Genomic DNA, 24,465 nt, shown 5'->3' with positions numbered 1-24,465 from the left:
TCCCTCGACCGGCGCAGGACGGTCGCCGGGGTGTCCGGGTCATGGGCCCCCGCGCCCGTCCTGGCCCTCGCGCACCTGGCCGGAGCGGCCGCGCTGGCCTGGACCGCGCGCGCCCTGCTGGACCACGGCACGCAGGGGCGACGGCTCCTGCTCGCCTATCTCCTGCCGTACGCCGTCACGTACGCGGTGACGGCCTCGCGCGCGGGGCGAGCCGGCCGTGAGGGCCGCCTCTGGGCGCGGGAGGAGTGGCGTCTGCACTGGGTGGCCCTGTGCCTGGCGCCGGTGCTGTCGGCCGGGGCCGCTCCGCTCTTCGAACGGTCCCTGGGGCTCGACGGGCTCACGGCGCCGGCCGCGGGGGCGGCGATCGGCTGCGGCGTGACGGCGTTCCTGGCGACCCTGGTGGTGAGCGTGCGCGTCATGTACGCGCGGGAGGTCCTCAAGAGGGCCGTGCCCGCCCCCGGTTCGGCCACCCGTCTCCCGACAACGGTCTCGTAGTCCCCGGCTCCTCCCTGCTCCTCCGCCCGCCTCGTCGTGCTCCCGTCCGGAAACGGAATCCCCATGCCGAACGCATCCCGTCCGCCCCTGCCCGACGACCCCGCGGGGCACCCGCGACAGCATCCGCGGAGCGAGGAGGAACGGCCGGGGCCGCAGGAGCCGGAAGAGGGGCGAGAGGCGGCGTACGTGCCGCGGAGTCCGGTGGAGCGCGCTGCCGGGCCGCTCGCGGCGGGTGGGCGGCCGCTGACCGCGGGAGTGGCGATGCTGGCCACCGCGGTCGCCGTGGTGGGCGTCCTCGTCGGCGGCCTGCTGACGGCCGTGGCCCTCACCGGACACGTCTTCGGCGCGTGGCCCTCTCCCGAGTCGCTGACTCCGGGGCTGATCGGCGCGGGCATGCTCGGCACCGCGCCCGGCCTGTTCGCGGTGAACCGGGTCCGTGCCTGGCGGGAGGCCCGCTCGCTGGTCCACCCGCTGGCCGTGGTCCTGGCCGGGCTGTTCACCGTGAGCCTGCTCGACGCGGGGCACCTGTACATCGCGCGGGGCGGCTCCGTCGTCCCGGTGCTGTTCAGCCTCGGCTGGCTCTTCGTGCTCGGCACGCTGTGCGTGTGCGCCCTGATCGCGCTGGCCCGGCAGTACCTCACCCCTGCCGGGCCGCCCGGCCCGCGCGGCGCGCCGCTGCCCGCCTGGTCGAAACCGGCGCTGGCCGTGCTCGGTTCGGCGTGGCTCGGCATCGGCACGGGGCTGCTGGTGCGACCCGGTTTCTGGTCCGGTTTCGTGCCGTGGAGCGTCAGCCGCCTCGACGCCCAGGCGCTCGGGGTGTGGGCGCTGGCCCTCGGTGTCGGTGTCCTCGCCGCGCTGGCCGAGGACGACCTCGGACGTACCGGCCCGGCCCTGATCGCCCTGCCGGGCACGGGCGTCGCCGTGACCGTCGTGCTGGCCTGCCGGGCCTCCGCCGTCGACTGGTCCTCCGGTCCGGCCCTGTGTCTCGCCGCCATGGTGGCCGGGCTCCTGCTGGCCGGCCTCAGCGGGCGCGTCCTGCTGGCGAGATCCCTGGCCGCGGAGTCCCGGAGCTGAGGACCGAAGGCATCGACTCCCGTCGAGAAAAGAGATTTTGACGCTCTGTCACCCGTGTGTGCGAATCGCGTCGGCCCTCGGGGAGCGGGGCGGGAGCTTCACTGCCGACTTCCGGAAACGTCGTCCACGTCATCTGTTCCGGACGGAGGCAGGGCGGCGGTCCACGTCCGGACGGCAGGATGCGAGGCGTCGACCGACGAGAGAACGTGGCGGGGAGTGGTACGGGTATGCACCGGTGGCGTCGTCCTCCGCCCGCCCAGGAGACAGACCTGACGGCGTACCTGCGGAGCACGGTGTGGGGGCCCGCCGAGTTCGTCGGATGGCCGCCCCGGTGGCTGGTGGGGGAGGGGCTTCTCGCAGGGGGGCTCGGGGCCGGCTCGATCGTGGGCACCGGGGTCGTCGGCGACCGGACCGGGACGCCCGTACTGGTCAGTGGCGAGGCGGGACTCGTGTGCGCCGGAATCCTCGTCCTGCACCTGGTCCTCCTGCGGGCGGGGCGGGCGCTGGTGGGCATCGTCGCGGCCCTCGGCGTCTGTCTCGCCCTCCAGGCCCCGCAGGCCGCGGCGGACGTGGTGCCGGTGGACGGGGAGCGCGTGGCACCCATGGTCGTCAGGTCCGGCGGGGACGCCGGCCGGGAGGGAGAGGCCCGCACCCGCCCCCCGTGCCCGGTGGTCGCCCGGGACGGCGCACCGTTCAAGGTCCGCGTCCGGCACGGATGCGGGCGGATCACCCGGCCGGGCGACGCCCTCGTCGTCGCCCACGGCCCCGAGGGGCGCGTACCGTCACGTGCCCTGACCGCCGTAGCGCTGACGACGGGGCCGCTGCGTGATCTGGTCGTCCTGGCCACGGCGCTCCTGGCCGCCTGCGTGCTCGCGGTCGTGCGCTCCCACCGGATCACTTCGTCGTCCTCCGCCGTGTGACGGCGCCCGGCGGCCGGGCGTTCAGAGCGGGAGGATCACCAGGGCCGTGTCGTCGGTGACGCCGCCGGGCGGGAGCAGGTCCGACAGCAGCGCGTCGGCGAGGGCCTCGGGCTCGGCCTCCCGGTGGTGGGCCAGCGCGGCGGCGAGGCGTCCGAGGCTCACGTCGATGTCCTCGGTCCGGCGTTCGACCAGACCGTCGGTGTACAGGACCAGGGTGTCGCCCGAGGCGAAGCCCGTGGCGGCCTCGGGGCGGGCCACGTGCTCCGGCCGGGCTCCCAGCGGCGGATCGGTCGCCCGGTCCAGGAACTCCACCCTCCCGTCGCCGTGCAGGAGGGCCGGCGGGAGGTGCCCGGCGCTGCTGTACGTGATGGTGCGGGTCTCCCAGTCGATCCAGGCCGTCACCGCCGTGGTGGATTCGGCCCCCTCGACGGAACGCGCGTACAGCCCGAGCACCTCGAGTGCCCGGGCCGGACCGTCGGCGGCCCGGGACGCGGCACTGAGGGCACTGCGCAACTGGCCCATGACACAGGCGGCGGGCAGCCCGTGGCCCACGACGTCCCCCACCGCGACGGCCATCCGGTCGCCGCTCAGTGACACCAGGTCGTACCAGTCCCCGCACACGTTCAGCGAACTCGTGGCCGGTCGGTAGCGCACGGCGGCGTGATGCGTCCCCACCTGCTCCGGTGAGGGCAGCAGCGCGTCCTGGAGAGCGACGGCGACCTCCCGTTCGCGGGCATGGGCGCGCCGCAGGCGTTCGTTGAGCTCCTGCAGTTCCCTGGCCCGGGTGTACAACTCGGCCTCCAGCAGCGGCGTCCGGTCGCCCTGCGCGAGCCCGCCACGGGCGCGGATGAATTCGGTGACCTCCTCCACCCGGTGGATCACCAGGGTCACGGCGCCGTTCTCGTCGAGAACGGGCACATTGACGGGGCTCCAGTACCGCTCCTCCCAGACACCCGGCCGCTCCAGGGACTCCACGTCGTAACGCTGCAGGGCCATGGCGTCGCGCTCCCCGGACTCCACCACCCTGCGCAGGGAGGCCTGGAGGTCCCGCATCCCGGTCGCGGCGGGATCGTCCGGCCGGTCGGGGAAGACGTCGAACAGGTACCGGCCGACCAACTGCTCGCGGGAGCGGCCGGAGTTGCTCAGATAGTCCTCGTTCGCGTCCACGAAGAACATCTCCGGGGTGAGCAGGGCGACCATGCCGGGCAGGGCCTGGAAGACACCGGCGAAGTCGATCTCCGCTCCCGTCACCTGTTCACCCGCCTCGCGCCGCTGCCCTGGCCGTGCCCACGGTGGAAGCGGCGGAGCATCCTGCCCTGTCCCACGGGCCCGGGGCATGACGGGGGGCCACGTCCAGGGCGTACCCGTGGTGCAGTGTTCCCATCAGGCCATCGGCCCGCGCCCGGTGCAACCGCAGGGGGCGCGTGGGGCGCCCGATGTTCCCCGGTCCGCCCGGGGCGAGCGGGGCTTTCGGCGTTCACCGAGGCGTCCTCGGCCAGTTGCTCCATACGGGGTCACTGTGAATTCGGAAGACGGTTGAACACAACGCGACCCGTGTGCGTATAGGGCCGGGGGGATTTCCATGTCGAGCCGACCACGACGCGTAGGAGCACCACCTTGGGACGCAACAAGCGCAGACGCCCCACGGGCGCACGCCGCGCGACCTCTGCAGCTTTCGCACTGATATTGGGCGGAGGCGGACTCGTAGGAGTCAACGTCTACGCATCGGCGACCGAGACGGGGGCGGGCACCGACGCGCGCGTCCTGTCCGCCGGCTCCGCCACCATCGACTGCCCCGACGTGGGCGAGCAGTTGAAGACGGTCCCGGACGCCGCGAAGGAGGGCGTTGACAAGGAGCTGGCCGCTCTGGACCAGCAGATCGCCGAGGCCTATCAGCAACTCCAGGCCAAGGCCGACCAGATGCAGCAGAACGGCGACAGCGGCGCCGACGCCGTCATGAACCCGCTGAAGGAGAAGCGGTCCGAGTCGATCGGCCGCATCGTGGCCGCCATCGACGCCGCGGGCGACCCGCCGAGCGGACTCGACGGGTTCGCGGCCTGCACGCTGCGTCCTTCCGGCAACCAGCCCGGCACCGGGACGGACACCGGTCAGAGTGCCGCGCCGCAGGACCAGGGCGGCGCCTCGCAGAACGCGAGCGCTCCGGCCCAGAACCAGGGTGGTCAGCAGGGCGGCCAGCAGGGCGGCGCCGCCCCGGCCGGCAACGGCCCCGTGGCCGCCGACTACGCGGACATCAAGTCCGTCCAGCCCAACGTGGCGAAGCCGCAGCCCCAGGCCGACGCCTCCCAGGGCGAGTTCGTCTCCAGCTGCGGGGTGAACGCGAACGGCCTGTTCAACTCGGACAACGTGATCGTGGCTCCCGGGGTCAGCAACGGCGCCCACCACTTCCACGACTACATCGGCAACCAGTCCAACACCGCGTTCGCCAGTGACGACGACCTGGCCAAGGCCGACACCTCCTGCCAGGACAAGGGCGACAAGTCCTCGTACTACTGGCCCGTGGTGCGCCTCCAGAACGGGAAGCAGGAACGCGACGCGGGCGCCCCCGGTGGCGGGACCGAGGGCAACGCCGGTCAGATCGTCACGCCCAAGGAGGTCACGCTGACCTTCGTCGGCAACCCGCGCAGCAAGGTCACGGCCATGCCCCCGCTGCTGCGCATCATCACCGGTGACGCCAAGGCGTTCGTCAACGGACCCGCGAACGCCAACGCCTCCTGGAGCTGCACCGGTTTCGAGGACCGGCAGCTGAAGGACAAGTACCCCCTCTGCCCGCAGGGCAGCGACGTGGTGCGCACCTTCAAGTTCCAGAGCTGCTGGGACGGCGCGAACATCGACAGCGCCAACCACCGCACCCACGTGGCCTTCGCGGACGCCCAGGGCAACTGCCCGAACAACTTCAAGGCCATTCCGCAGCTGGTGCAGCGCATCGTCTACGACATCGACGCGCCGAGCCTGCAGGACGGCGGCCGTACGTCACCGCTGTTCGCGGTCGACTCCTTCCCCGAGAACCTCCACAAGCCGATCACCGACCACGGCGACTTCATCAACGTCTTCGACGAAGGCCTCATGAAGGACGTGGTCGACTGCATCAACAGCGGCAAGAAGTGCGGCGCGGGTGCGGGCAACGGCGGCGGCAACGACAACGGTGGCGGCGGTAACGACAACGGCGGCGGCAACGGCGGCGGCAACGACAACGGCGGCGGCAACGACAACGGCGGCGGTAACGGCGGCGGGCAGCAGGAGGACCCTCCGGCCACCGACGAGCCGTCGCAGAGCGCCGAGCCGAACCCCTCGGAAGCGGCCCCCGAGCCGTCGGAGGCGGACCCTGACCCCTCCGAGAACCCCTCCGAGGAGCCGGCGCCCACCGCGGACGACCCGGCCGACGGCAAGGGTGGATCGGGCTCTGGTGACAACGGCGACAACGGTGACAACGGTGGCGGGCAGACCGCCGAGCCCACCGAGGAAGCACCGGGCACCGAGCCGGCCGGGGACGACGCGCCTCCCGTCACGGTGGAGCCCAAGTCCGATGTGACGGCCTCGGCGCAGGAGACCTCGGGTGCCGACCAGGGTGCCGAGGTGGGGACCCCCGCGCAGACGACGCCGCCGGCCGAGTCCTACCCGCCGGCCACTTCGGGGATCGAGCCGCAGGCGGTCGGGGCCGGCGGGCTCGCCGAGACCGGGGCGAACCTGTGGCCGGGCGTGATCGGCGGGGTGTGCGTGCTCGCCGGCGCCTTCGTGCTCTACCGGATCCGGCGCACCTACGGGTGACATGGACCGGCGGGGACGGGCGACTCCTGACAGGTGAATCCTGACGGACGAGCCCTGACGGACGAGTTCCGAAAGACGTGTTCGAGGGGGCTCGCGGCCTGTTCACACAGGCCGCGAGCCCCCTCGGCATGTTCCGGGCGGCCGTCTCGACCGGCGGCGCGCGCCGATTCACAGCATGCTGGGGGGAGACGCGATCATGTCGTCCACATTGGGGAAGGCGAAGCTCCATGGACGCATCAGAGCAGGCACCGGATGACCGGCCCCTCGACCTGTACCTCGAAATGCTCCGCCTGCGTATGGCTCCGGCGGACTACGCGCTCTTGCTGCGCATGGTCGAGCCCGTACTCGAAGCGATCAGGGAGGAGAGAGTGGGAGCGATCGAGCTGTGTCTCGACGGCGCGGAGCCCGAGAGCGTCCCGCAGGAGGTCCGTGACGAGGCGTCCCTGGTGGTCGCCGTGGCCGTCACGGGACGCCTGGACAACCGGATCGTCGAGCTGGAGACGGAGGAGATCGGTGTCGTCCGGGTCGTCACGGATTCGGGTACGGCCGACGACCCGGAGCGGTGCAGGGAGATCGCCGACTTCATCGGGGAGCGGCACCGGCAGGACGAGGAGCTGCGGGGGATCGCCGAAGCGAGCGGTCTGCCCACCGACGTGTGACCCCCCTCGGGGCACCCCGGCCGATCCCGCGCGACGGTGAACCGGCCGGTCGGGGCACGGCAGGCAGCGGGTTCCGTCCGCTCCTCGGGGGAGCGGTCCGGACGGGATCCGGCGCCGTGGACACCCCTTCGTCGTCCATCGGCGGACGATCATGGTTCTGAGCCCGGGAAAGATGACGTAGAGTTGTGTTCACCGACGCGGGGTGGAGCAGCTCGGTAGCTCGCTGGGCTCATAACCCAGAGGTCGCAGGTTCAAATCCTGTCCCCGCTACTCGAAGACGGAGGGGCCGGCATCACATGCCGGCCCCTCCGTCGTATGTGCGTACATGACCGCCCGGACCCGCGTGTCATCGGAACATACGACTGTGCCCGTTCGGCGGAGGACGGGCGTCCGGTCCCGCCACAATCACCCCATGACGAAGATCGAAACAGCCGCGGAGCGCGTCGTGGAGGCCGCCCGCGCCCGCGGTGGCCAAGGACTGGTGCTGATCGCGGTCGACGGCATGGGCGGTTCGGGCAAGTCGACCCTGGCGGCGGCCGCGGCCGGGCTCGGTGACGCCGTGGTCGTGCACGGAGACGACTTCTACCGTCCCATGGACGCGGACGAACGCGCCGCGCTGACCCCCGCCCAGGGCTACGACCGCTACTTCGACTGGCAGCGGCTGCGCGACGAGGTCCTCACCCCGCTCGCCACCGGCCACGACGCGCACTACCGGCGCTACGACTGGCCGAGCGGAGCCCTGGTGACGGACGAGGCGCGTACCGTCGTCTGCGACGGCATCGTCCTCGTCGAGGGTGTCTACACCGCCCGGCCCGAACTCGCCGACCACTACGACCTGGTCGTCTACGTCGACACCCCGCCCGACGAATCCATGCGCCGGCTCCGTGCCCGCGGTGACGACCACGGTCCCGTCGACTGGGAGGCCCGTTGGCGACTGGCCGAGGAGCACTACCTGAGCACGACCCGTCCCTGGGAAAGGGCGGATCTCGTGGTTCCCGGGCACTGACAGGGGGCGAGCGGCCGCAGACGCCGGTCCGGGGTCTCGGGTCCGGGCCGGCGCGGGGGGCGGACGCCCGTCCTTCGGACCGGACGAGAAAGGCACCGCACGAAAAAAGGCACCGCCTCCGGCCGAACGACCGGAAGCGGTGCCTGTGGAGCGCCGGGCAGGCCTTGCACCTGCATTTCCCCGCAGGAAGCGGGGCGTCTTTCCTTGGACCACCAACGCCTGGCTCGTCACCGAGTGTTCGGTGCGGGCTCTGGATCGAGCATATCAGCAGATCAGCGGGTCCCGCACCGGTCACCCGGGCCGGTACACCCGCCGGGGGCGGTCACACCGCGTACAGGCCGTACGAGGAGAAGACGGAGCGGGCCTCGGCGATCTGAGCGGCGCTCGGGACAGGGGTGTCGGCGAGGGTGAAGTCCATGCCGAGACCCGCCCACTTGTCGGAGCCGAGCTTGTGGAAGGGCAGGATGTCGACACGGGTGACGTTGCCCAGGGACGCCGTGAAAGCGGCGACTCCCGCCACGTTCTCCGGGGCGTCGGTCAGACCCGGGACCAGGACGAAGCGGACCCAGACCTCCTTGCCGAGGTCGGCCAGGCGGCGGGCGAACACGAGGGTCGGCTCCAACTGGCGGCTGGTGAGGCGCACATAGAGCTCGCGGTCCCAGGACTTGATGTCCAGAAGGACCAGGTCGACGCTGTCCAGGAAGGAGTCGGTGGCGCGGGCACCGAGGAAGCCGGAGGTGTCCAGGGCGGTGTGCAGGCCCAGGTCGTCGTGGCAGCGGCGCAGGATCTCGCCGACGAAGTCCGGCTGGAGCATCGGTTCGCCTCCGCTGACGGTGAAGCCGCCGCCCGCGGCGCGGATGAACTGCACGTATCTGGCCGCCTCCGTGACGACCTCGTCGGTCGTGGCCCGCTTGCCGTTGCTCATCCGCAGGGTGTCGGGATTGTGGCAGTACAGACAGGCCAGCGGGCAGCCGGCGACGAAGACGACGAAACGGGTGCCGGGACCGTCGACACCGGTGGACAGGTCCCAGGAGTGCACCGACCCGGTGACCGGACCGCTGCCGCGCCGGGGTACGGCCTCCTCGACCGGCCTGTCGGGGCCGCCGGTGAGGATGGGCGGGAGAGCCTTTCCCGGCTGGATCAGGGACATGGCGAAGCCTCCTGACGTCATGGCGATTCCCGGGGAGCGCGGCGGGCGGTCCGCGCTCCCCGGGAGGCCGGCGGCTACAGCGACCCGTGGAAGGTGCGGCCCAGCACGTCGAGCTGCTGCTCGCGCGTCAGCCGCACGAAGTTGACCGCGTAGCCGCTGACCCGGACGGTCAGCTGCGGGTACTTCTCCGGATGCTCCATCGCGTCCATCAGCGTGTCCCGGTTGAGCACGTTGACGTTCATGTGGAAGCCCTGGGAGGTGACGAAGCCGTCCAGGACCCCGGCCAGGTTGCGGATCCGGTCCTCGGGGGTGCGTCCCAGGGCGTCGGGGGTGATCGTGTTCGTGAGCGAGACCCCGTCCTCCGCCTGCTCGTAGGGCAGCTTGGCCACCGACAGCGCGCTGGCGACGTAACCGTGGGTGTCACGGCCGTTCATCGGGTTGGCGCCCGGCGAGAACGGCTCGCCCGCGCGGCGGCCGTCCGGGGTGTTGCCGGTCTTCTTCCCGTAGACCACGTTGGAGGTGATGGTGAGCACCGACTGGGTGTGCTCGGCGCCCCGGTAGGTGGGGTGCCTGCGCACCTTGCGCATGAACTCCTCGACCAGCCACACCGCGATGGCGTCGGGCCGCTCGTCGTTGTTGCCGTACGCCGGGTACTCGCCCTCGACGCGGAAGTCCACGGCCAGCCCGGTCTTGTCCCGCACCGGCGCCACCCGGGCGTACTTGATCGCCGACAGCGAGTCCGCGGCGACCGAGAGCCCGGCGATGCCGCACGCCATGGTGCGCCGGATGTCACGGTCGTGGAGCGCCATCTCCAGCCGCTCGTAGGCGTACTTGTCGTGCATGTAGTGGATGACGTTGAGGGCGTGGACGTACGTCTCGGCCAGCCACTCCATCTGCAGGTCGAGCCGGCCCAGAACCTCGTCGTAGTCCAGCACCTCGCCGGTGACCGCCCCGGTGTTCGGGCCGACCTGGGCGCCGGACAGCTCGTCCCGGCCGCCGTTGATGGCGTACAGCAGCGTCTTGGCGAGGTTGACCCGGGCGCCGAAGAACTGCATCTGCTTGCCGACCTCCATCGCCGAGACGCAGCAGGCGATGGCGGTGTCGTCGCCGAAGCGCGGACGCATCAGTTCGTCCGACTCGTACTGCAGGCTGGAGGTGTCGATGGAGACCTGCGCGCAGAACTCCTTGAAGCCCTGCGGAAGCGCCGGAGACCAGAACACCGTCATGTTCGGCTCGGGCGCGGGCCCCAGGTTGTACAGGGTCTGCAGGTACCGGAAGGAGGTCCGGGTGACCAGGGTGCGGCCGTCCGAGCCGATGCCTCCGATGGACTCCGTGACCCAGGTCGGGTCGCCGGAGAACAGCTCGTCGTACTCCGGGGTGCGCAGGAACCGCACGATCCGCAGTTTGATGATGAAGTCGTCGACGATCTCCTGCGCCGCGCTCTCGTCGAGCATCCCGGCGTCGACGTCCCGCTGGAGGTAGACGTCGACGAACGTGGAGGTGCGGCCGAGCGACATCGCCGCGCCGTTCTGCTCCTTCACCGCCGCGAGGTAGGCGAAGTACAGCCACTGCACGGCCTCCCGGCCACTGCTCGCCGGACCCGAGACGTCGTACCCGTAGGAGGCGGCCATCTCCTTCAGCTCGCCCAGCGCCCTGATCTGCTCGGAGATCTCCTCGCGCTCGCGGATCACCTCCTCCAGACGCGAGGCGTCGCGGGGCATGGCGTCCAGGTCGGCCTTCTCCTCCTGCTTGGCCGCGATCAGCCGGTCCACGCCGTACAGCGGGACGCGGCGGTAGTCGCCGATGATGCGGCCCCGGCCGTAGGCGTCGGGCAGGCCGGTGACGACGCCCGCCTTCCTGGCGGCCCGGATGTCCGGGGTGTACGCGTCGAACACCCCGGCGTTGTGGGTCTTGCGGTACCGGGTGAAGACCTTCTCCAGCTCGGACGAGACGGGGTAGCCGTACGTCTTGAGCGCCCCGGCCACCATCCGCCAGCCGCCGTAGGGCATGATCGCCCGCTTCAGCGGGGCGTCGGTCTGGAGGCCGACGATCAGCTCCCGGTCCTGGTCGATGTAGCCCGGCGGGTGGGCGGTGATGGTGGACGGGACGTCGTACGACACGTCCAGGACGCCCTTGGCGCGCTCCTCGGGGAACAGATCGGTGATCTTCTTCCACACGGCCGTGGTGCGCTCGGTGGGACCGGCCAGGAAGGAGCTGTCGCCTTCGTACGGGGTGTAGTTCTGCTGGATGAAGTCCCGTACGTTGATCTCGTCCCGCCACAGACCTCCCCGGAAGCCGTCCCAGGCGCTGCGGACGGGCCGTTGCTGCTGCGTGGTCATCGGTGCCTGACTCCTTCTCGGTCGATCGGGGTCCCGCCGTTCGGGCGGGTGGTCACACCGGGTCGCCGTAGTAGGCGCGGCGCATCAGTTCCTGCATGTCGGCCAGCATCGGCAGCCTCGGGTTGGCGGGTGCGCACTGGTCCTCGTAGGCGTTCATGGCCTGTTCGGGCAGGGCGTCCAGGAACGCCGCCTCGTCGACCCCGGCGTCCTTGAACGACCGCGGGATGCCGACCTTCTCGCGCAGTTCCTCCAGCGCGTGGGCGAGGGACTCCACGCCCTCCTCCGGGGTTTCGGCGGGCAGGCCCAGCATCCGGGCGATGTCCTGGTAGCGCTCGGGGGCGATGTAGCTGTGGTACTTCGGCCAGCTGGTGACCTTGGTGGGCGCCGAGCCGTTGTAGCGGACCACGTGCGGCAGCAACAGCGCGTTGGTGCGGCCGTGGGCGACGTGGAAGGTCGCGCCCAGGGTGTGCGCCATCGCGTGCACCACGCCGAGGAACGCGGACCCGAAGGCCATGCCGGCGATCGTGCCGGCGTTGTGCATCTTCTCCCGGGCGACCGGGTTGTCCGCGCCCTCGTTGACGGCCTTCTCCAGGTTGTCGAAGATCAGCCTGATGCCCTGAAGCGCCAGTCCGTCGGTGAAGTCGTTGGCGTACACCGAGACGTAGGTCTCCAGGCAGTGGGTCAGCGCGTCGAATCCCGAGTCGGCGGCGACGGCCCGGGGCAGGTCCAGGGTCAGCGCCGGGTCGCAGATCGCCACGCTCGGGGTCAGCGCGTAGTCGGCCAGCGGGTACTTCTGGCCGGTGGCGGTGTCGGTGATCACCGCGAAGGGGGTCACCTCGCTGCCGGTGCCGGAGGTGGTCGGGACGCACACCAGCCGGGCCTTCTCGCCGAGGTCGGGGAAGGTGAAGGCGCGCTTGCGGATGTCGAAGAACTTCTCCTTCAGGTCCGCGAACTCCAGCTCCGGGTGCTCGTACATCAGCCACATCACCTTGGCGGCGTCCATCGGCGAGCCGCCGCCGAGCGCGATGATGGTGTCCGGCTCGAAGTGGCGCATCATCTCGGCGCCCTTCTGCACGGTGTCCAGACTCGGGTTGGGCTCGACGTTGTCGATCACCCGGATCTCGGGTACCTCGCCGCGGCGGTTCAGGACGTTGCGGATCCGCTCCAGGTGCCCGATCTCCACCATCGTCTTGTCGGTGACGACGACGAACTTGCGGGATCCGCGCACATCGGCCAGGTACTTGATGGAATCGCGCTCGAAGTAGATCTTCGGCGGCACCTTGAACCACTGCATGTTGTTGTTCCGCCGCCCGATCCGCTTGATGTTGATCAGGTTGAGCGCGGTGACGTTGCCGGAGACGGAGTTGCTGCCGTACGAGCCGCAGCCCAGGGTCAGGGACGGCATGAAGGCGTTGTAGACGTCACCGATCCCGCCCTGCGAGGTGGGCGCGTTCCAGATCACCCGGCAGGCCTTGACCGCGTGGCCGTACTCCTCGGCGAAGGCCGCGTCCTCGGTGTGCACGGCGGCCGAGTGGCCCAGACCGTTGAACTCCACCATCTCGGTGGCCAGCCGTACTCCGTCGGCCCGCCCGTCCACCGTCAGCACGGCGAGGACCGGGCAGAGCTTCTCGCGGGTCAGCGGCTCCTCGACACCGACCTCGGAGACCTCGACCAGGAGCACCGAGGTGTCCTCGGGCACCTCGAAGCCGGCGCCCTCGGCGATGGCGGCCGAGCTCTGCCCGACGATGTCGGCGTTCAGCCGGGCGCCCGCGCAGTCGCGTCCGCCCTGCTGTTCGGCGCCGACACCGAACAGGTACGCCTCCAGCAGCGCCTTCTCCTGGTCGTTGACCGTGTACGCCTTGAGCTTGCGGAACTCCGCGATCGCCTCGTCACGGATCTCCCGGTCCAGGATCACGGCCTGTTCCGAGGCGCACACCATGCCGTAGTCGTAGGTCTTGGACAGCACCACGTCGTTGACCGCACGCCGGATCCGGGCGCTCTTCTCGATGTAGGCGGGTACGTTGCCGGCTCCGACGCCCAGCGCGGGCTTGCCGCAGCTGTAGGCGGCACGGACCATCGCGTTCCCGCCGGTGGCCAGGATCGACGCGACTCCGGGGTGGTTCATGAGGGCGTTGGTGGCCTCTTTGGAGGGCCGTTCGATCCACTGCACGCAGTGTGCGGGGGCGCCCGCCTCCACGGCCGCGTCCCGGACGATCCGGGCGGCCTCGGCGGAGCAGTTCTGCGCGGCCGGGTGGAAACCGAAGATGATCGGGTTGCGGGTCTTCAGCGCCATCAGGGCCTTGAAGATGGTGGTGGAGGTGGGGTTGGTGACGGGCGTGACACCCGCGATCACCCCGACCGGCTCGGCGATCTCTGTGATCCCGTCGATGTCGTCGCGGCGGATCACGCCGACGGTCTTCACGCCCTTCATCGAGTGGGTGATGTTCTCGCAGGCGAAGATGTTCTTGACGGCCTTGTCCTCGAAGACGCCGCGCCTCGTCTCCTCGACCGCCATCATGGCGAGCCGGGTGTGCTCGGCGAGCGCGGCCAGACTGGCCTTCTTCACTATGTGGTCTATCTGTTCCTGTGTGTAGTCGGCGTACTCTCCCAATGCCTCCAGACCGCGGGCCACCAGTTCGTCCACGTCCTGCTCGACCCCGGGGGACTGGGGCCGGGCGGCGGGCCCGGCGGCTGAGCCGGCCCTGGAGGAGCGCTGGCCGTCCTTCTTCTTGTGGCTGGTCATCGGATCACCCTTCGTTCGCGGTGCGCCCGACACAGCCGGGCTTCAGCGGCTCCGGATTACCTCCAGCCTTACATCGCGCGCCGGATCGTGCAGCCGGGCAGGCCGCCCCCTCCGGGCCGTCCGCCGCACGTGACGGACAGTGCCGGGACGCGCGGAACTCATGTTCGCGAAGGAGAGGCGGGAGCGCCCGGCCGCGCGGTCCGGCGCACGGGCGCCGTCCGCCGCGGAACCGGCTCAAGTCGGCCGTGGGCTCGGCCCGGTGATGCTTGCGGTGGCGACGGGCGGCGGGGGAGGGTGCGGGTGTGCCTACTCTGCTGATCGTTCATCACACTCCTTCGCCCAACTGCCAGGCCATGTTCGAAGCCGTGCTCTCCGGCGCGACGGCGCCCGAGATCGAGGGGGTCCGGGTGGTGAGGCGGGCGGCGCTGGAGGCGACCGCCTCGGACGTGCTGGCCGCCGACGGTTATCTGCTCGGCACCCCGGCGAACCTCGGCTACATGTCGGGCGCGCTGAAGCATTTCTTCGACCAGGTCTACTACCCGTGCCTGGACGCGACGGCCGCGCGCCCCTTCGGCTACTACGTGCACGGCGGGAACGACGTCACCGGCGCGGTGCGCGGCATCGAGTCCGTGACGACGGGCCTGGGCTGGCGTCGTGCGGCCGAGGCGGTGAAGGTGACCGGCGAGCCGGGCAAGGCCGACCTCGAGGCGTGCTGGGAGCTCGGTGCGACCCTCGCGGCCCGATTGATGGACTGATCACGCTCGTCGAGCCCGGTACGGGGGCGGCGCCGTCACCGCGCGCCGGAGCCGTTCGGGGCGAACGTGCGGGCCAGGTGGGCTGTCAGCCGCTCCGCCGTCGGGGGACGGAGGCGGGCGCCGATGTACCCGTCCGGGCGGATCAGGAAGGCCGTCGCCCCGTCGGCGACCCCGTAGAGACGGGCGAACTCGCCGAGCGTGTCGACGTACGCGGGCGGGCCGGAGCTCCGCGGGGCGGTCCCGGCGGGCAGGATCACGCAGGTTCCGACCCGTCCCCCGGAGAACTCGCCCGCCGCTTCCGCGAGTTGTCCGCCCTGCTCGCCGTCCCCGTACACCAGCAGTACGTGTCCGCGGTCACGCAGGAGGTCGTACAGGCGCAGCGGGAAGACGGCGATGTGCGCCGAGAGACCGGCGCAGTCCGGTGCCCGGTCGCCCGGCTGGGGGCCGGGCTCCCCGGAGGCCGGGTCCACGAGCGGGCTGCCGCGGTAGCCGACGAGGAGCTGGGCCTCGCGCAGCATCAGGGTCTCCGGGTCGGTGCGGTCGGCCTGGACACCCTGGCTCGCGTGGCGGACCGTGCGCTCGACGACCTCCTCGCCGACGGGCCGCCGCTCGGCGTCGTAACTCGCCGCCAGGTCCTGGTGCGTGCCGCCCTCGATCGCGAGGGCGAGTTTCCAGGCCAGGTTCCAGGCGTCCTGGATACCCGTGTTCATGCCCTGGGCGCCGGTCGGGGGGTGGATGTGCGCCGCGTCGCCCGCGACGAAGACACGGCCCTCGCCGTAGCGGTCGACGATGCGGTGGCTGATGCGGAAGACCGAGGCCCAGCGCAGACAGGAGGCGGTGGTGGGCCGCGGGGACAACCGGTCGAGCACGGCCTGGATGTCGGGGAGCGCGGGGGAGCCCCCGCCCTCCAGGCCGTGCACGACGCCGTCGGCCGACCCGTCCTTCCGTCCCGCGCCGGAGAGTTCGGGCGGGACCATCATCGACATCCGGTACCGGTTCCGGCCGGGCAGCGGGATGCACACCAGGAGGTCGTCCACCGCGCCGTCCCCGTTCCGGTGCATGGAGCGGACGCCGTAGCCCGCCGGCATGTCCCAGTCCACCTCCACGTCACCGAGCATGTACTCCTCCGGGAACGCGCTGCCCTCGAAGGCGAGGCCCAGCCGCTTGCGCACGACGCTGTGCGCGCCGTCGCAGCCCACCAGATAGCGCGCCCTGACCTCCTCCTCGGCCCCGGACGCCGACCGCAGGGCGACCGTCACGCCGGCGGAGTCCTGGCCGAACGAGACCAGTTCCGTGCCCCGTTCGATCCCGGTCCCGAACCGCGCGAGGTGGTCCTCGAGGATGCGTTCGGTCTCGTACTGCGGCAACGCGGCGAAGCCGTACGGCACTTCGGGCGGCAGGACGAGGTCGATCCGGGGCTGTTCGACGCCGTTGACGTAGGCCAGCTGCCCGTACATCGGCACGGCCGCCTCCAGGACCGTGCGCGCGAGCCCCATGTGGTCCCAGATCTCCAGCGTGCGGGGCTGGACACCCACCGCCTTCGCGTACGGCAGCCGTGCCGGAAGCCGGTCGACGACACGGCAGCGGACCCCGCGTCCGCGCAGCTCCGCGGCCGCGGTCAGACCCACCGGGCCCGCACCCGCCACCACGACATCGGTTCCGAAGGTGTGCGCCACGGGGGCCTCCTCGTGCGAGCCCCCTCGGTCGAGTCGGTCTCCCTCCATCCTGGCCCTCCGGCGACCGGCCCCGCTACTCGGGCGACGGGCGCCTCGACGTCCGTTCCGCCGGTTCAGCGGGGCGCGGGAGGCGGCGGTCCGTCGCTGCCGGGCCGGTGACGGCCGTCCACGGGAAGGTGCGGGAGGTGGAGGTGGTGCGCGGCGGTGCGTTCGACGACCAGGAAGGCGGCGTCGTCCCCGGGCTGGTCACCGATGTGCCGGACGAGGTCGTCGTGGATGTGGCGCAGCAGGACGTCGGGGCTGGAGGCGGGGAAGGCGGCGACCCGCTCGGCCAGGGGGTAGAAGGCGCCGTCCGGGGACCGGGCCTCGATCACGCCGTCGGTGTACAGCAGCAGGAAGTCGCCGGACTCGAAGGAGAACGGGTCGGTGCGGTGGCTGGAGGCGGGCAGTTCGCACATGCCCAGCGGAGGCACGGGGTGCTGTGCGTGCAGGACGCTGACCCGGTGACCGCGCAGGAGCAGGGGCGGCGGGTGACCGCAGTTGATCATTTCGACCCGGGCGTCGTCGTCGGGGATGTCGAGGACGAGCGCCGTGATGAAGTGTTCGCCCGGGTCGTGCTCGGTGTCGGCCACCTCGTCCAGGTCCCGGCACACGCTCACCTCGAGGGCCGCCGTCAGTTCGGGCAGCGTGGCGTACCGGTGGGCGCCCTCGCGGAAGGCGCCCAGCACCACCGAGGCCTCGCCGATGGCGGCCAGTCCCTTGCCCCGGACGTCCCCGATGATGACGCGGGTGGACGCCCCGGCGGCCCGGCTGACCGCGAACAGGTCGCCGCCGATCTGGGTGTCGTCCTCGGCGGCCAGATAGAGCCAGGCCACGCGCAGCGGCCCGATCCGGCGCGGCGGGGGCCGCAGCAGCACCCGTTGCGCGGTCTCGGCGACCGAGCGCGCCCGCGCCAGCTCCCGGGCGCGCCGCTCCCGTACGTGGCACACGAACACCACCAGCGCGGAGAGCACCACCAGGGCGATGATCTGCGCGATGTGATTGGTGGTGCCGAGCCCGCCGTGCAGCGAGGCGATGACCACCTGGGCGGCGACGGCGAGCGCCCCGACCAGGGCCGTCAGCCCGGGGCCCGCGAGCGAGGCCGTGAGGGTCGGCGCGATGACCAGCAGAGGGCCCAGGTGGACGTCGGTGGGGGAGCGTATGTCCACCACGGTGATCACGACGATCAACGCGAGCGGGATCGCCACCAGACCGCGGCCCGACGGTTGCTCCACGAGACGGTCCACTGACATGCGCCGGTTACCCACACGCCCCATTTTGTACCTGTTTCCGCGGCCGGGGGTTCCGTACGGTGCCCACCGTCGGCGAGTCCGGCGCGGCCGCCGGCCCCCGGCCCCCGCGGCGGTCCCGGGCCGTCAGCGCGGGAGGCCGGGCCCGTGGAGTGCGGGTGTCAGTCCCACAGCGGGTAGCTGACCTTCTGCGCGTACCCGTCCGGGTGGTCGTGGGTGTAGATCAGTGTCATCCGCGTGTAGTGCTGCAGTTGCGGCTTCTTCTTCCAGGGCTGCGGGTGGTCCAGCGCGACGACGACCGGGTACGCGTGGAACTTGCCCGCCGCGCAGTACGGCTTGCAGTCGTTCACCATGTTGACGCCCCGGGCGACCGCGGAGTTCTGGTTCCAGTGCGACCAGTGGAGCGAGACGAGCCGGCTGTTGCCGTCGCCGCAGGCCAGGATGAACTCGGCGGGGCGCACGTCCGGGTGCCAGAGGCAGTCCACGAGTACGGGGGGTGTCTGGCGCTGCTTCGCGGGGTGCGAGGCGGCGGGGGTGGCGGAGGCGGTGCCCGTCACCGCTGCGAGCGCCGCGGCCGCGAGGACGGTGAACGCGGTCCGGATCGAGTGTGTGCGCATATCAGCTCCGTGCGGGACGCTCTGCCATGTGGCCGTCAGCGTGTCGGCTCTGCCTCGACGCCACGGCCCCGATGTGTGATGTACCACTCATACGGGTTAACAGTGCCATTTAGCAAGAACCGTCTGACATCGGTACATAGGGCGACGCGTCGTGACGCACGGCGACACCGCCCGTCGCCGCAGTAGAATTCGTCCGTGATGAATAAAACGGGGTCGCACCGGGGCCGCAGGCCGGGGAACCCGGACACCCGGGCCGCGATCCTGGACGTCGCCCGGCGCCGTTTCCTCGAGGACGGCTACCACGCGGTGACCCTGCGGTCCGTCGCCGCCGGGGCCGGGGTCGACCTCGCCCTCGTCAGCTACTACTTCGGGTCCAAGAAGGGCCTGTTCGGCGCCGCCCTGGCGCTGGGCGCGAACCCGGCCGAACTCCTCGCACGGGTCGTGGCGGAAGGGGACCTCGCCACCCTCCCCGAACGGGTCGTCCGTCAGGTCCTCGCCGTCTGGGACGACCCCGTGACGGGCCCGCCCCTGATCGCGATGCTGAGGACCGCGATCGACGACGACTCGGTCGGCGCGCTGGTGAAGGAGGCGGTCGAGCGCGAGATCGTCGACCGGATCGCCGGCCTCGTGCCCGGGCGCGACGCCGGGCGCCGGGCCGCGGCGTTCACCACCGTGGTCGCCGGACTGATCACCACCCGCTATCTGCTGCGCCTGGAGCCGGTCGCCTCCATGACGGCCGACGACGTGGTCCGTTCCGTGAGCCCGCAGCTGCGGCAGGCCTTGCGCGGTCCCGGACGCGCCGCCCGGGACGCGCGTCCGGCGCAGCGCTCCTGAGCGGCCGTCACCTTCCCCGTCGCGGAACGGGGTTCGGCGCGGGGCCGGTGCCCCGGCACACCGGACGCCGGCTCCACGCCCCGGTCCGCCGTCCCGTTCCGCCCTCCCGGCCGGTGCCCCGGCACGTCGAGGACCGGCGTCCCGGGAACTGCGGGACGCCGGTCCGGAGCTCCCGAGGGGGCCCGGGCGCCTCAGTGGTACGTGGGCTGCCGCTCCTGCGCGCCGACACCGGCCGGCGCCTCCTGGGCGTCGGCGAGCGCCTCCGGCCGCGGAGCGGAGCGCAGCAGGGCCGCGACGGCGAGGGCGGCGAGCACGGCGGCCGAGGCGGCGCCGAGGAGCGCCAGCTGCATGCCGTCGACGAAGGCGGCCGTCGCCCGGCCGGAGACCGGTCCGCCGACGGCGTGGGCGGCGGCCAGCGAGGAGCGTGCCGCGTCCGCCACCTGCCGGGGCAGACCGGGCAGGCTCAGGTGGTCGCGGTAGGCGGCGCTGAGCAGGCTGCCGAGGACGGCGATCCCGAGGGCGCCGCCGAGCTCACGCGCCAGGTCGTTCATGGCCGAGCCGACGTTCTGCAGCGAGCGCGGCAGGGCGTCCGTGATGGATGTCGTGGCCGGCGTCATGGCCAGGCCCATCCCCGCGCCCAGCGGCACGAGACCGGTTGCGATCAGCCAGTACGGGCTGGACGCGTCGAGCCGGGAGAGGATCCCCATGCCCGCCGCGACACCGACGAGACCGGCGACCCAGGGCCCCCGGAATCCGAACCGGCCGACCAGCACCGGGGCGGCGCGGGAGACGGGAACCATGGTCACGGCCATCGGCAGCATGGCGGTCGCCGCCATCAAGGCGCTGTCGCCGCGCACCAGTTGCAGGTACTGCATCATCACGAAGATGAACCCGAAGAACACGAAGAACTGGAGCATGATCGACAGCGAGCCCGCGGCGAAGTGGCGGTTGCGGAACAGCCGGGGGTCGAGGAGCGGGTTCTCGCGGCGCAGTTCGAAGAGGACGAACCCGGCGAGCACCGCCAGACCCAGCCCGATACCGGCGAGGGTGACCGGGTCGGCCCACCCGCGGGTCGGCGCCTCGATGACCGAGTGGACGAGCGCCACCAGACCGGCCACCGCGAGCAGGGCGCCCCCGACGTCGAGCCTGGGCTGCTTCGGTTCGGCGGACTCGGGCACGAACAGCAGCGTTCCGGCCAGGGCCACCAGGGCCAGAGTGACGTTCAGCAGGAACACCGAACGCCATGACCAGCCCTCCAGCAGGGCTCCGGAGGCGAACAGTCCCACCAGCGCGCTGGCTCCGGCGACCGCGGCCCACACGCTCACCGCCCGGGCCCGCTGAGCGCGCGGGAACGTGGTGGTGATGGTCGACAGGGTGGCCGGCATGACCAGCGCCGCGCCCACACCGAGGACGCCCCGCAGCGCGATGAGCGCCGAGGGCTCGGTCGTCAGCGCGGCGGCGGCCGACCCGGCGCCGAAGACCGTCAGCCCCGCGATCAGAGCCCGCCTGCGGCCGAAACGGTCACCCAGGGCGCCGGCCGGCAGCAGCAGCGACGCGAAGACCAGGCTGTAGGCGTCGATGATCCAGGACAGCTGCGTCTGCGTGGCGTGCGTCTCACGGGCGAGATCGGGCAGCGCCACGTTGAGTGACGCCATGGCGGCGACCACCGTGCCGAGGGCGACGCAGGTGACCACCAGGACCAGGTTGTGACGTGCGGCCGGTGCGGGACCGGCGGCGGGGGCGTGTGGGGAGGGCATGTGCTCCGTCCTTCGTCCGGGTGGTCCGGGGGTTCCCGGCGCCTGGACCCAGAGTCGGGAGTCCGCCATGCGATTTCCACATCGATGAATTAAGGGGGCGGGCCGGTGGCCGGTGCCGAGGGCCGCGTACGAACGCGGCGCCCGGGCACCGGACCGGGCGGAGGAGCAGGTCGGCGGGCCGGGGTGCCCGGGGCGGCGGACCACCGCGGCCGGGCGTGCGGACGTCCCCGTCCCCGGATCGGTACGGCCGACCGGCCCTTGTTGAATTTCCCGCCCCCGCCCCCGCCCCCGCACCGGAGCCCGGAGGGGCACATGCCGGTCCCCGCGATCCGGGGCGGGGCCCGGACCAGGGCCTGCCGTCGGATCTCCGCCGTCCGCCCGAAGGGCGGACGGGGACCGGGCGACAGGGCCTAGAGGGTGCCGGGGCGCGCCAGGAGGTCGGTCACCTGCCGGCCGACGAGCTCCTGTGCCGCGGCCGGAAGACGGCCGAGGGAACCGCTGTGCAGCGTGCGCAGGATTCCTTCGGCGTCGCCGTGGCACACGGCGCTCTCGCTGAACACCTCGTCGTCGGAGCGGACCGCGACACGAAGACGGGTCCCGCCGCCGTCCACGGAGTGCAGGGCGGCGGCGACGACGAGCGGCGACGCCCCGCCCGGCTCGGCCGCGGCCTTGTGGTAGTTGCTCGTGACCGGTGTGCGCCAGCGCAGGCTCAGGAGCAGTTGACGCTTGGCCAGCACCTCGGCCAGATCGGTCTCGGTGACGCCCTCCGGTTCCAGGATCACCGCCCGGGCGTCGAGGACGAGCGCGGCGGGCAGCAGGCAACGCAGCGTGCTGCCGACGATGTTGCCGCCCACCGTGGCCGTCCGGCGCACGGCTCCGGTCCCCACGCCGGCGGCCGCACGGCGGAGCACCTCCGGCACCCGGTCGTCTATTCGGTTCAGCACCACGGCCGCGCCCAGGGCCTCGCGCTCGATCGTGTTGGCCTCGGGGAGGTCGCGCAACGACATGGCGTGGTCGGGAAACCCGTCCCGTTGCCAGGTGGCCCACACCAGTGTGGCGCCGCCGATCGGCACCGCCCCTTCGGTCAGGTACTCCTGTGCTTCGGACACGGACGTGGGCAGACGCAACAGCACGACAGTCGACCTGCTTTCCTGGTGACTTGGCGGCGGGTACTCGGTGTCTTGGCGAAATGACCGTCGACAGGCGCATTTTCGCCGTGCGGACGGGGGCGCGTACAGGGCACACTCCCTCAACCGGTGCGCCCCGCCGTGCGGTTGTGCTCACGATGGGGGACCGAGGGGCCCGCACATGTCGTCCGTACTCACTGGGCGGCAATCGCCCGTCATTTCCCTTTCCCGCGCCGCGAGTTGCTTCGTACGGCTGTCAACTACCCAGGTGGGAGCCGGAATAGGCGGCCCATCGCCCGCCGTGCCGGACCACGGTGATCCGCCGTCCGAAGCAGCCGGTCATCCAGGAATCGGTCAGGGTGTCGTCGACGGGCCCCTGTGCGAGGACGCGCCCCTCGCGCAGGAGCAGGGTGTGGCCGACGGCCGGGGACAGCTCCTCCAGATGGTGGGTGACCGTCACGGTGGCCAGTTCGGGACGGCTGTCGGCCAGCCGCTGCATGGCCTCGACGAGGTCCTCGCGGGAGGGCAGGTCCAGGGCGTTGAACGGCTCGTCGAGCAGCAGCAGGGCCGGCTCGGCCATCAGCGCCCTGGCGATCAGGACGCGGGCCCGCTGCCCTCCCGAGCAGACCCCGTACGGCCGGTCGGCCAGCTCCTTGATGTCCAGCTCGGCGAGCAGTTCGTGGCCGCGGCGGCGCACCTCGCCGTCGTACTTCCGCCACAGCGGTTGCACGGTACCGGTGTGCCCCGTCAGGACGACGCCGTGGACGTCGAGGTCCTGCGGTACGCGCTGGGCCGTACTCACATGGCCGATACGGGCGCGCAGCTCGCGCACGTCGACCCGGCCGAGCCGGGAACCGAGCACCTCGACACTGCCGGTCGTGGGATGCATCAGCGCGCCCAGCAGCCGCAGCAGGGTCGTCTTGCCCGCGCCGTTGGCTCCGAGCAGGGCCCAGTGCTCACCGGCCCGGACCGTCCAGTCGATCCCGGAGAGGATCACCTGGCTGTTCGTGTGACGGTGGACGCCGACATCGCGGAGCGCGACCACGGTCTCCCCGCCCCTGCCGTCCGTCTCGGTCCCTACCTCGGCCACGTCCGGGCTCCCCTCGATCGGCCGGTGCTCCTCGCACATTAGATGTGGTGCGCATCTTGTTGCCCCCGCGTCCGCTTGGTGGACGGCGCCGCGGGCGTGCGGGCGGAGGGCCGGAGACGTCTTCCGGCTGCCGTCGAGGGGACGACGGCGTTCGGGGAACCGGCGGGTGAGCGCGGGCGCGGAGCCTGCGCGAAAACCTGTTTGGCGGATCACGGAGACCGCTGCTACCTTTCCCGAGGCCGTGCGAGAGAACGAGGAGGTGGTACCCGTGAACGCAGTATCGACATGGGTGCTCTCCTCCGGGGTCACGGTCGGGCGATAGGTCGTCGTCCGGGAGCGCCGTTCAAGAGCCCTCCCGAAAGGCACGACCATGCACTTCACTTCCGAACGGCGTCTCGACGACGACGTCCTCGAACGCGAATTCACCCTCGACGAGATCCCCGGCATCCTGTGGACGCCCGCGTCCGTGTCCGCACCGGTGCCGCTGATCCTGCTCGGCCACCCTCCGCTCGGACTGGGCAAGATGTACCCCCGGCTGGCGGGGCGGGCCCGGCACGTCGTGGCGGACGGCTTCGCCGCGGCCACCATCGAGCTCCCCGGGAGCGGGGACCGGCCCCGCTGGGCCGCCATCGAGCAGGCCCGCGCCGACCTGCGCCGGGCGATGCAGGCCGGAGGGCCGGTCGACGACGAGATCGTCGACGCCCTCGTCCTCCCGCTGGTCGAAAAGGCGGTCCCGGAATGGCGGGCCGCCCTGGACGCCCTCCTGTCACTGCCCGAGATCGGCGGCCCGGTCGGGTACTCGGGGGGAGTGATCTCCATCGGCATCCGGCTCGCGCTGGTCGAACCGCGCGTCTCGGCCGCCGTCCTGTTCGCCGGGAGCCTCGTGCCCGCCGCCATGTTCGAGGAGGCCCGCCGGGTCACCGTTCCGCTGCACGTCCTGTTGCAGTGGGACGACGAGGGGAACGACCGGCAGGCGGCCCTGGACCTGTTCGACGCGTTCGGCTCCGAGGAGAAGACCCTGCACGCCACCATGGGCGGGCACGCAGGCGTCCCGCAGTTCGCGGGGGAGGCCGCGGACCGGTTCTTCGTCCGGCACCTGAAGTGACGCCGGGCCGTCGGACCGGCGGCGAGCGGTAGGCGGGGGCCGG

General features: G+C 71.9%; 18 protein-coding genes, 1 tRNA gene and 1 pseudogene. 10 read left to right on the top strand and 10 right to left on the bottom strand.

Annotated features, from left to right (window positions below; translation table 11 throughout):
• The 3 genes and pseudogenes from CW362_RS35980 to CW362_RS35970 form a co-directional block, all read left to right on the top strand.
• Nucleotides 1–495, top strand: a pseudogene (locus tag CW362_RS35980) (DUF2306 domain-containing protein); the annotation flags it as partial.
• A gap of 63 nt (nucleotides 496–558) precedes the next feature.
• On the top strand, nucleotides 559–1,569 hold the full coding sequence (locus tag CW362_RS35975) for a hypothetical protein (RefSeq protein WP_162684343.1): 1,011 nt from the start codon (nucleotides 559–561) through the stop codon (nucleotides 1,567–1,569).
• A 227-nt stretch (nucleotides 1,570–1,796) separates the two neighbouring features.
• A complete protein-coding gene (locus CW362_RS35970) occupies nucleotides 1,797–2,489 on the top strand; it encodes a hypothetical protein (RefSeq protein ID WP_103553808.1) in 693 nt (230 codons plus the stop codon).
• A gap of 21 nt (nucleotides 2,490–2,510) precedes the next feature.
• Here CW362_RS35970 and CW362_RS35965 read toward each other — a convergent pair whose 3' ends face one another.
• Nucleotides 2,511–3,740, bottom strand: a complete 1,230-nt coding sequence (locus tag CW362_RS35965) for a PP2C family protein-serine/threonine phosphatase (protein ID WP_103553807.1) — start codon at nucleotides 3,738–3,740, stop codon at nucleotides 2,511–2,513.
• A gap of 366 nt (nucleotides 3,741–4,106) precedes the next feature.
• Here CW362_RS35965 and CW362_RS35960 point away from each other — a divergent pair, with 366 nt between their 5' ends.
• From CW362_RS35960 to CW362_RS35945, 4 genes are all read left to right on the top strand, one after another.
• A complete protein-coding gene (locus tag CW362_RS35960) occupies nucleotides 4,107–6,275 on the top strand; it encodes a DUF1996 domain-containing protein (RefSeq protein WP_103553806.1) in 2,169 nt (722 codons plus the stop codon).
• Between the two features lie 227 nt (nucleotides 6,276–6,502).
• A complete protein-coding gene (locus CW362_RS35955; RefSeq protein ID WP_103553805.1) occupies nucleotides 6,503–6,934 on the top strand; it encodes a hypothetical protein in 432 nt (143 codons plus the stop codon).
• Between the two features lie 196 nt (nucleotides 6,935–7,130).
• Nucleotides 7,131–7,204, top strand: a tRNA-Met gene (locus CW362_RS35950).
• Nucleotides 7,205–7,346: 142 nt separating this feature from the next.
• Complete coding sequence (locus CW362_RS35945; protein WP_103553804.1) at nucleotides 7,347–7,940, top strand: uridine kinase family protein; 594 nt, start codon at nucleotides 7,347–7,349, stop codon at nucleotides 7,938–7,940.
• Between the two features lie 322 nt (nucleotides 7,941–8,262).
• Here the strand turns inward: CW362_RS35945 and pflA are convergent, their stop codons facing one another.
• The 3 genes from pflA to adhE all read right to left on the bottom strand — a co-directional run bounded on the left by pflA (nucleotide 8,263) and on the right by adhE (nucleotide 14,172).
• Entirely contained in the window at nucleotides 8,263–9,090 is an 828-nt protein-coding gene (gene pflA, locus CW362_RS35940; protein WP_103553803.1) for a pyruvate formate-lyase-activating protein, read from the bottom strand.
• A gap of 74 nt (nucleotides 9,091–9,164) precedes the next feature.
• Nucleotides 9,165–11,429 (bottom strand): formate C-acetyltransferase, encoded by a 2,265-nt coding sequence (gene pflB / locus CW362_RS35935; RefSeq protein ID WP_103553802.1) that lies wholly within the window; start codon nucleotides 11,427–11,429, stop codon nucleotides 9,165–9,167.
• Nucleotides 11,430–11,481: 52 nt separating this feature from the next.
• The gene (adhE, locus tag CW362_RS35930; RefSeq protein ID WP_103553801.1) at nucleotides 11,482–14,172 is read right to left on the bottom strand and encodes a bifunctional acetaldehyde-CoA/alcohol dehydrogenase; all 2,691 of its coding nucleotides are present in this window, start codon (nucleotides 14,170–14,172) and stop codon (nucleotides 11,482–11,484) included.
• Between the two features lie 302 nt (nucleotides 14,173–14,474).
• Here adhE and CW362_RS35925 point away from each other — a divergent pair, with 302 nt between their 5' ends.
• On the top strand, nucleotides 14,475–14,927 hold the full coding sequence (locus CW362_RS35925; protein ID WP_103553800.1) for a flavodoxin family protein: 453 nt from the start codon (nucleotides 14,475–14,477) through the stop codon (nucleotides 14,925–14,927).
• A 35-nt stretch (nucleotides 14,928–14,962) separates the two neighbouring features.
• Here the strand turns inward: CW362_RS35925 and CW362_RS35920 are convergent, their stop codons facing one another.
• The 3 genes from CW362_RS35920 to CW362_RS35910 all read right to left on the bottom strand — a co-directional run bounded on the left by CW362_RS35920 (nucleotide 14,963) and on the right by CW362_RS35910 (nucleotide 18,509).
• On the bottom strand, nucleotides 14,963–16,603 hold the full coding sequence (locus CW362_RS35920) for an FAD-dependent monooxygenase (protein ID WP_206301162.1): 1,641 nt from the start codon (nucleotides 16,601–16,603) through the stop codon (nucleotides 14,963–14,965).
• A gap of 113 nt (nucleotides 16,604–16,716) precedes the next feature.
• Complete coding sequence (locus CW362_RS35915; RefSeq protein WP_240658222.1) at nucleotides 16,717–17,895, bottom strand: PP2C family protein-serine/threonine phosphatase; 1,179 nt, start codon at nucleotides 17,893–17,895, stop codon at nucleotides 16,717–16,719.
• Nucleotides 17,896–18,053: 158 nt separating this feature from the next.
• The gene (locus CW362_RS35910; RefSeq protein ID WP_103553797.1) at nucleotides 18,054–18,509 is read right to left on the bottom strand and encodes a hypothetical protein; all 456 of its coding nucleotides are present in this window, start codon (nucleotides 18,507–18,509) and stop codon (nucleotides 18,054–18,056) included.
• Between the two features lie 198 nt (nucleotides 18,510–18,707).
• Between CW362_RS35910 and CW362_RS35905 the strand changes: the two genes are divergently transcribed.
• Nucleotides 18,708–19,343, top strand: coding sequence for a TetR/AcrR family transcriptional regulator (locus tag CW362_RS35905; protein WP_103553796.1), 636 nt, complete (start codon nucleotides 18,708–18,710; stop codon nucleotides 19,341–19,343).
• Between the two features lie 191 nt (nucleotides 19,344–19,534).
• Here the strand turns inward: CW362_RS35905 and CW362_RS35900 are convergent, their stop codons facing one another.
• The 3 genes from CW362_RS35900 to CW362_RS35890 all read right to left on the bottom strand — a co-directional run bounded on the left by CW362_RS35900 (nucleotide 19,535) and on the right by CW362_RS35890 (nucleotide 23,317).
• Nucleotides 19,535–21,100, bottom strand: coding sequence for an MFS transporter (locus tag CW362_RS35900; protein WP_103553795.1), 1,566 nt, complete (start codon nucleotides 21,098–21,100; stop codon nucleotides 19,535–19,537).
• A gap of 410 nt (nucleotides 21,101–21,510) precedes the next feature.
• Nucleotides 21,511–22,233 (bottom strand): FAD binding domain-containing protein, encoded by a 723-nt coding sequence (locus CW362_RS35895; protein ID WP_103553794.1) that lies wholly within the window; start codon nucleotides 22,231–22,233, stop codon nucleotides 21,511–21,513.
• A gap of 250 nt (nucleotides 22,234–22,483) precedes the next feature.
• The gene (locus CW362_RS35890; RefSeq protein ID WP_240658220.1) at nucleotides 22,484–23,317 is read right to left on the bottom strand and encodes an ABC transporter ATP-binding protein; all 834 of its coding nucleotides are present in this window, start codon (nucleotides 23,315–23,317) and stop codon (nucleotides 22,484–22,486) included.
• A gap of 370 nt (nucleotides 23,318–23,687) precedes the next feature.
• Here CW362_RS35890 and CW362_RS35885 point away from each other — a divergent pair, with 370 nt between their 5' ends.
• Nucleotides 23,688–24,422 carry a dienelactone hydrolase family protein gene (locus CW362_RS35885; protein WP_103553792.1) on the top strand — a complete coding sequence of 245 codons (735 nt, stop codon included), beginning with the start codon at nucleotides 23,688–23,690 and terminating at the stop codon, nucleotides 24,420–24,422.
• Nucleotides 24,423–24,465: the final 43 nt, after the last annotated feature.

The sequence above is a fragment of the Streptomyces populi genome (genome assembly GCF_002911015.1).
In the GTDB taxonomy this organism is placed as follows: domain Bacteria; phylum Actinomycetota; class Actinomycetes; order Streptomycetales; family Streptomycetaceae; genus Streptomyces; species Streptomyces populi.
Note: the sequence above shows the minus strand (reverse complement) of the source record. Positions and strands in the feature narration are given on the sequence as shown.

What these genes read in the sequence shown, in the direction of transcription:
- CW362_RS35975 (WP_162684343.1), top strand. Translation starts at nt 559, where the DNA reads ATGCCGAACGCATCCCGTCCGCCCCTGCCCGACGACCCCGCGGGGCAC.
- CW362_RS35970 (WP_103553808.1), top strand. Translation starts at nt 1,797, where the DNA reads ATGCACCGGTGGCGTCGTCCTCCGCCCGCCCAGGAGACAGACCTGACG.
- CW362_RS35955 (WP_103553805.1), top strand. Translation starts at nt 6,503, where the DNA reads ATGGACGCATCAGAGCAGGCACCGGATGACCGGCCCCTCGACCTGTAC.
- CW362_RS35945 (WP_103553804.1), top strand. Translation starts at nt 7,347, where the DNA reads ATGACGAAGATCGAAACAGCCGCGGAGCGCGTCGTGGAGGCCGCCCGC.
- pflA (WP_103553803.1), bottom strand. Translation starts at nt 9,090, where the DNA reads ATGTCCCTGATCCAGCCGGGAAAGGCTCTCCCGCCCATCCTCACCGGC.
- pflB (WP_103553802.1), bottom strand. Translation starts at nt 11,429, where the DNA reads ATGACCACGCAGCAGCAACGGCCCGTCCGCAGCGCCTGGGACGGCTTC.
- adhE (WP_103553801.1), bottom strand. Translation starts at nt 14,172, where the DNA reads ATGACCAGCCACAAGAAGAAGGACGGCCAGCGCTCCTCCAGGGCCGGC.
- CW362_RS35915 (WP_240658222.1), bottom strand. Translation starts at nt 17,895, where the DNA reads ATGTCAGTGGACCGTCTCGTGGAGCAACCGTCGGGCCGCGGTCTGGTG.
- CW362_RS35910 (WP_103553797.1), bottom strand. Translation starts at nt 18,509, where the DNA reads ATGCGCACACACTCGATCCGGACCGCGTTCACCGTCCTCGCGGCCGCG.
- CW362_RS35905 (WP_103553796.1), top strand. Translation starts at nt 18,708, where the DNA reads ATGAATAAAACGGGGTCGCACCGGGGCCGCAGGCCGGGGAACCCGGAC.
- CW362_RS35900 (WP_103553795.1), bottom strand. Translation starts at nt 21,100, where the DNA reads ATGCCCTCCCCACACGCCCCCGCCGCCGGTCCCGCACCGGCCGCACGT.
- CW362_RS35885 (WP_103553792.1), top strand. Translation starts at nt 23,688, where the DNA reads ATGCACTTCACTTCCGAACGGCGTCTCGACGACGACGTCCTCGAACGC.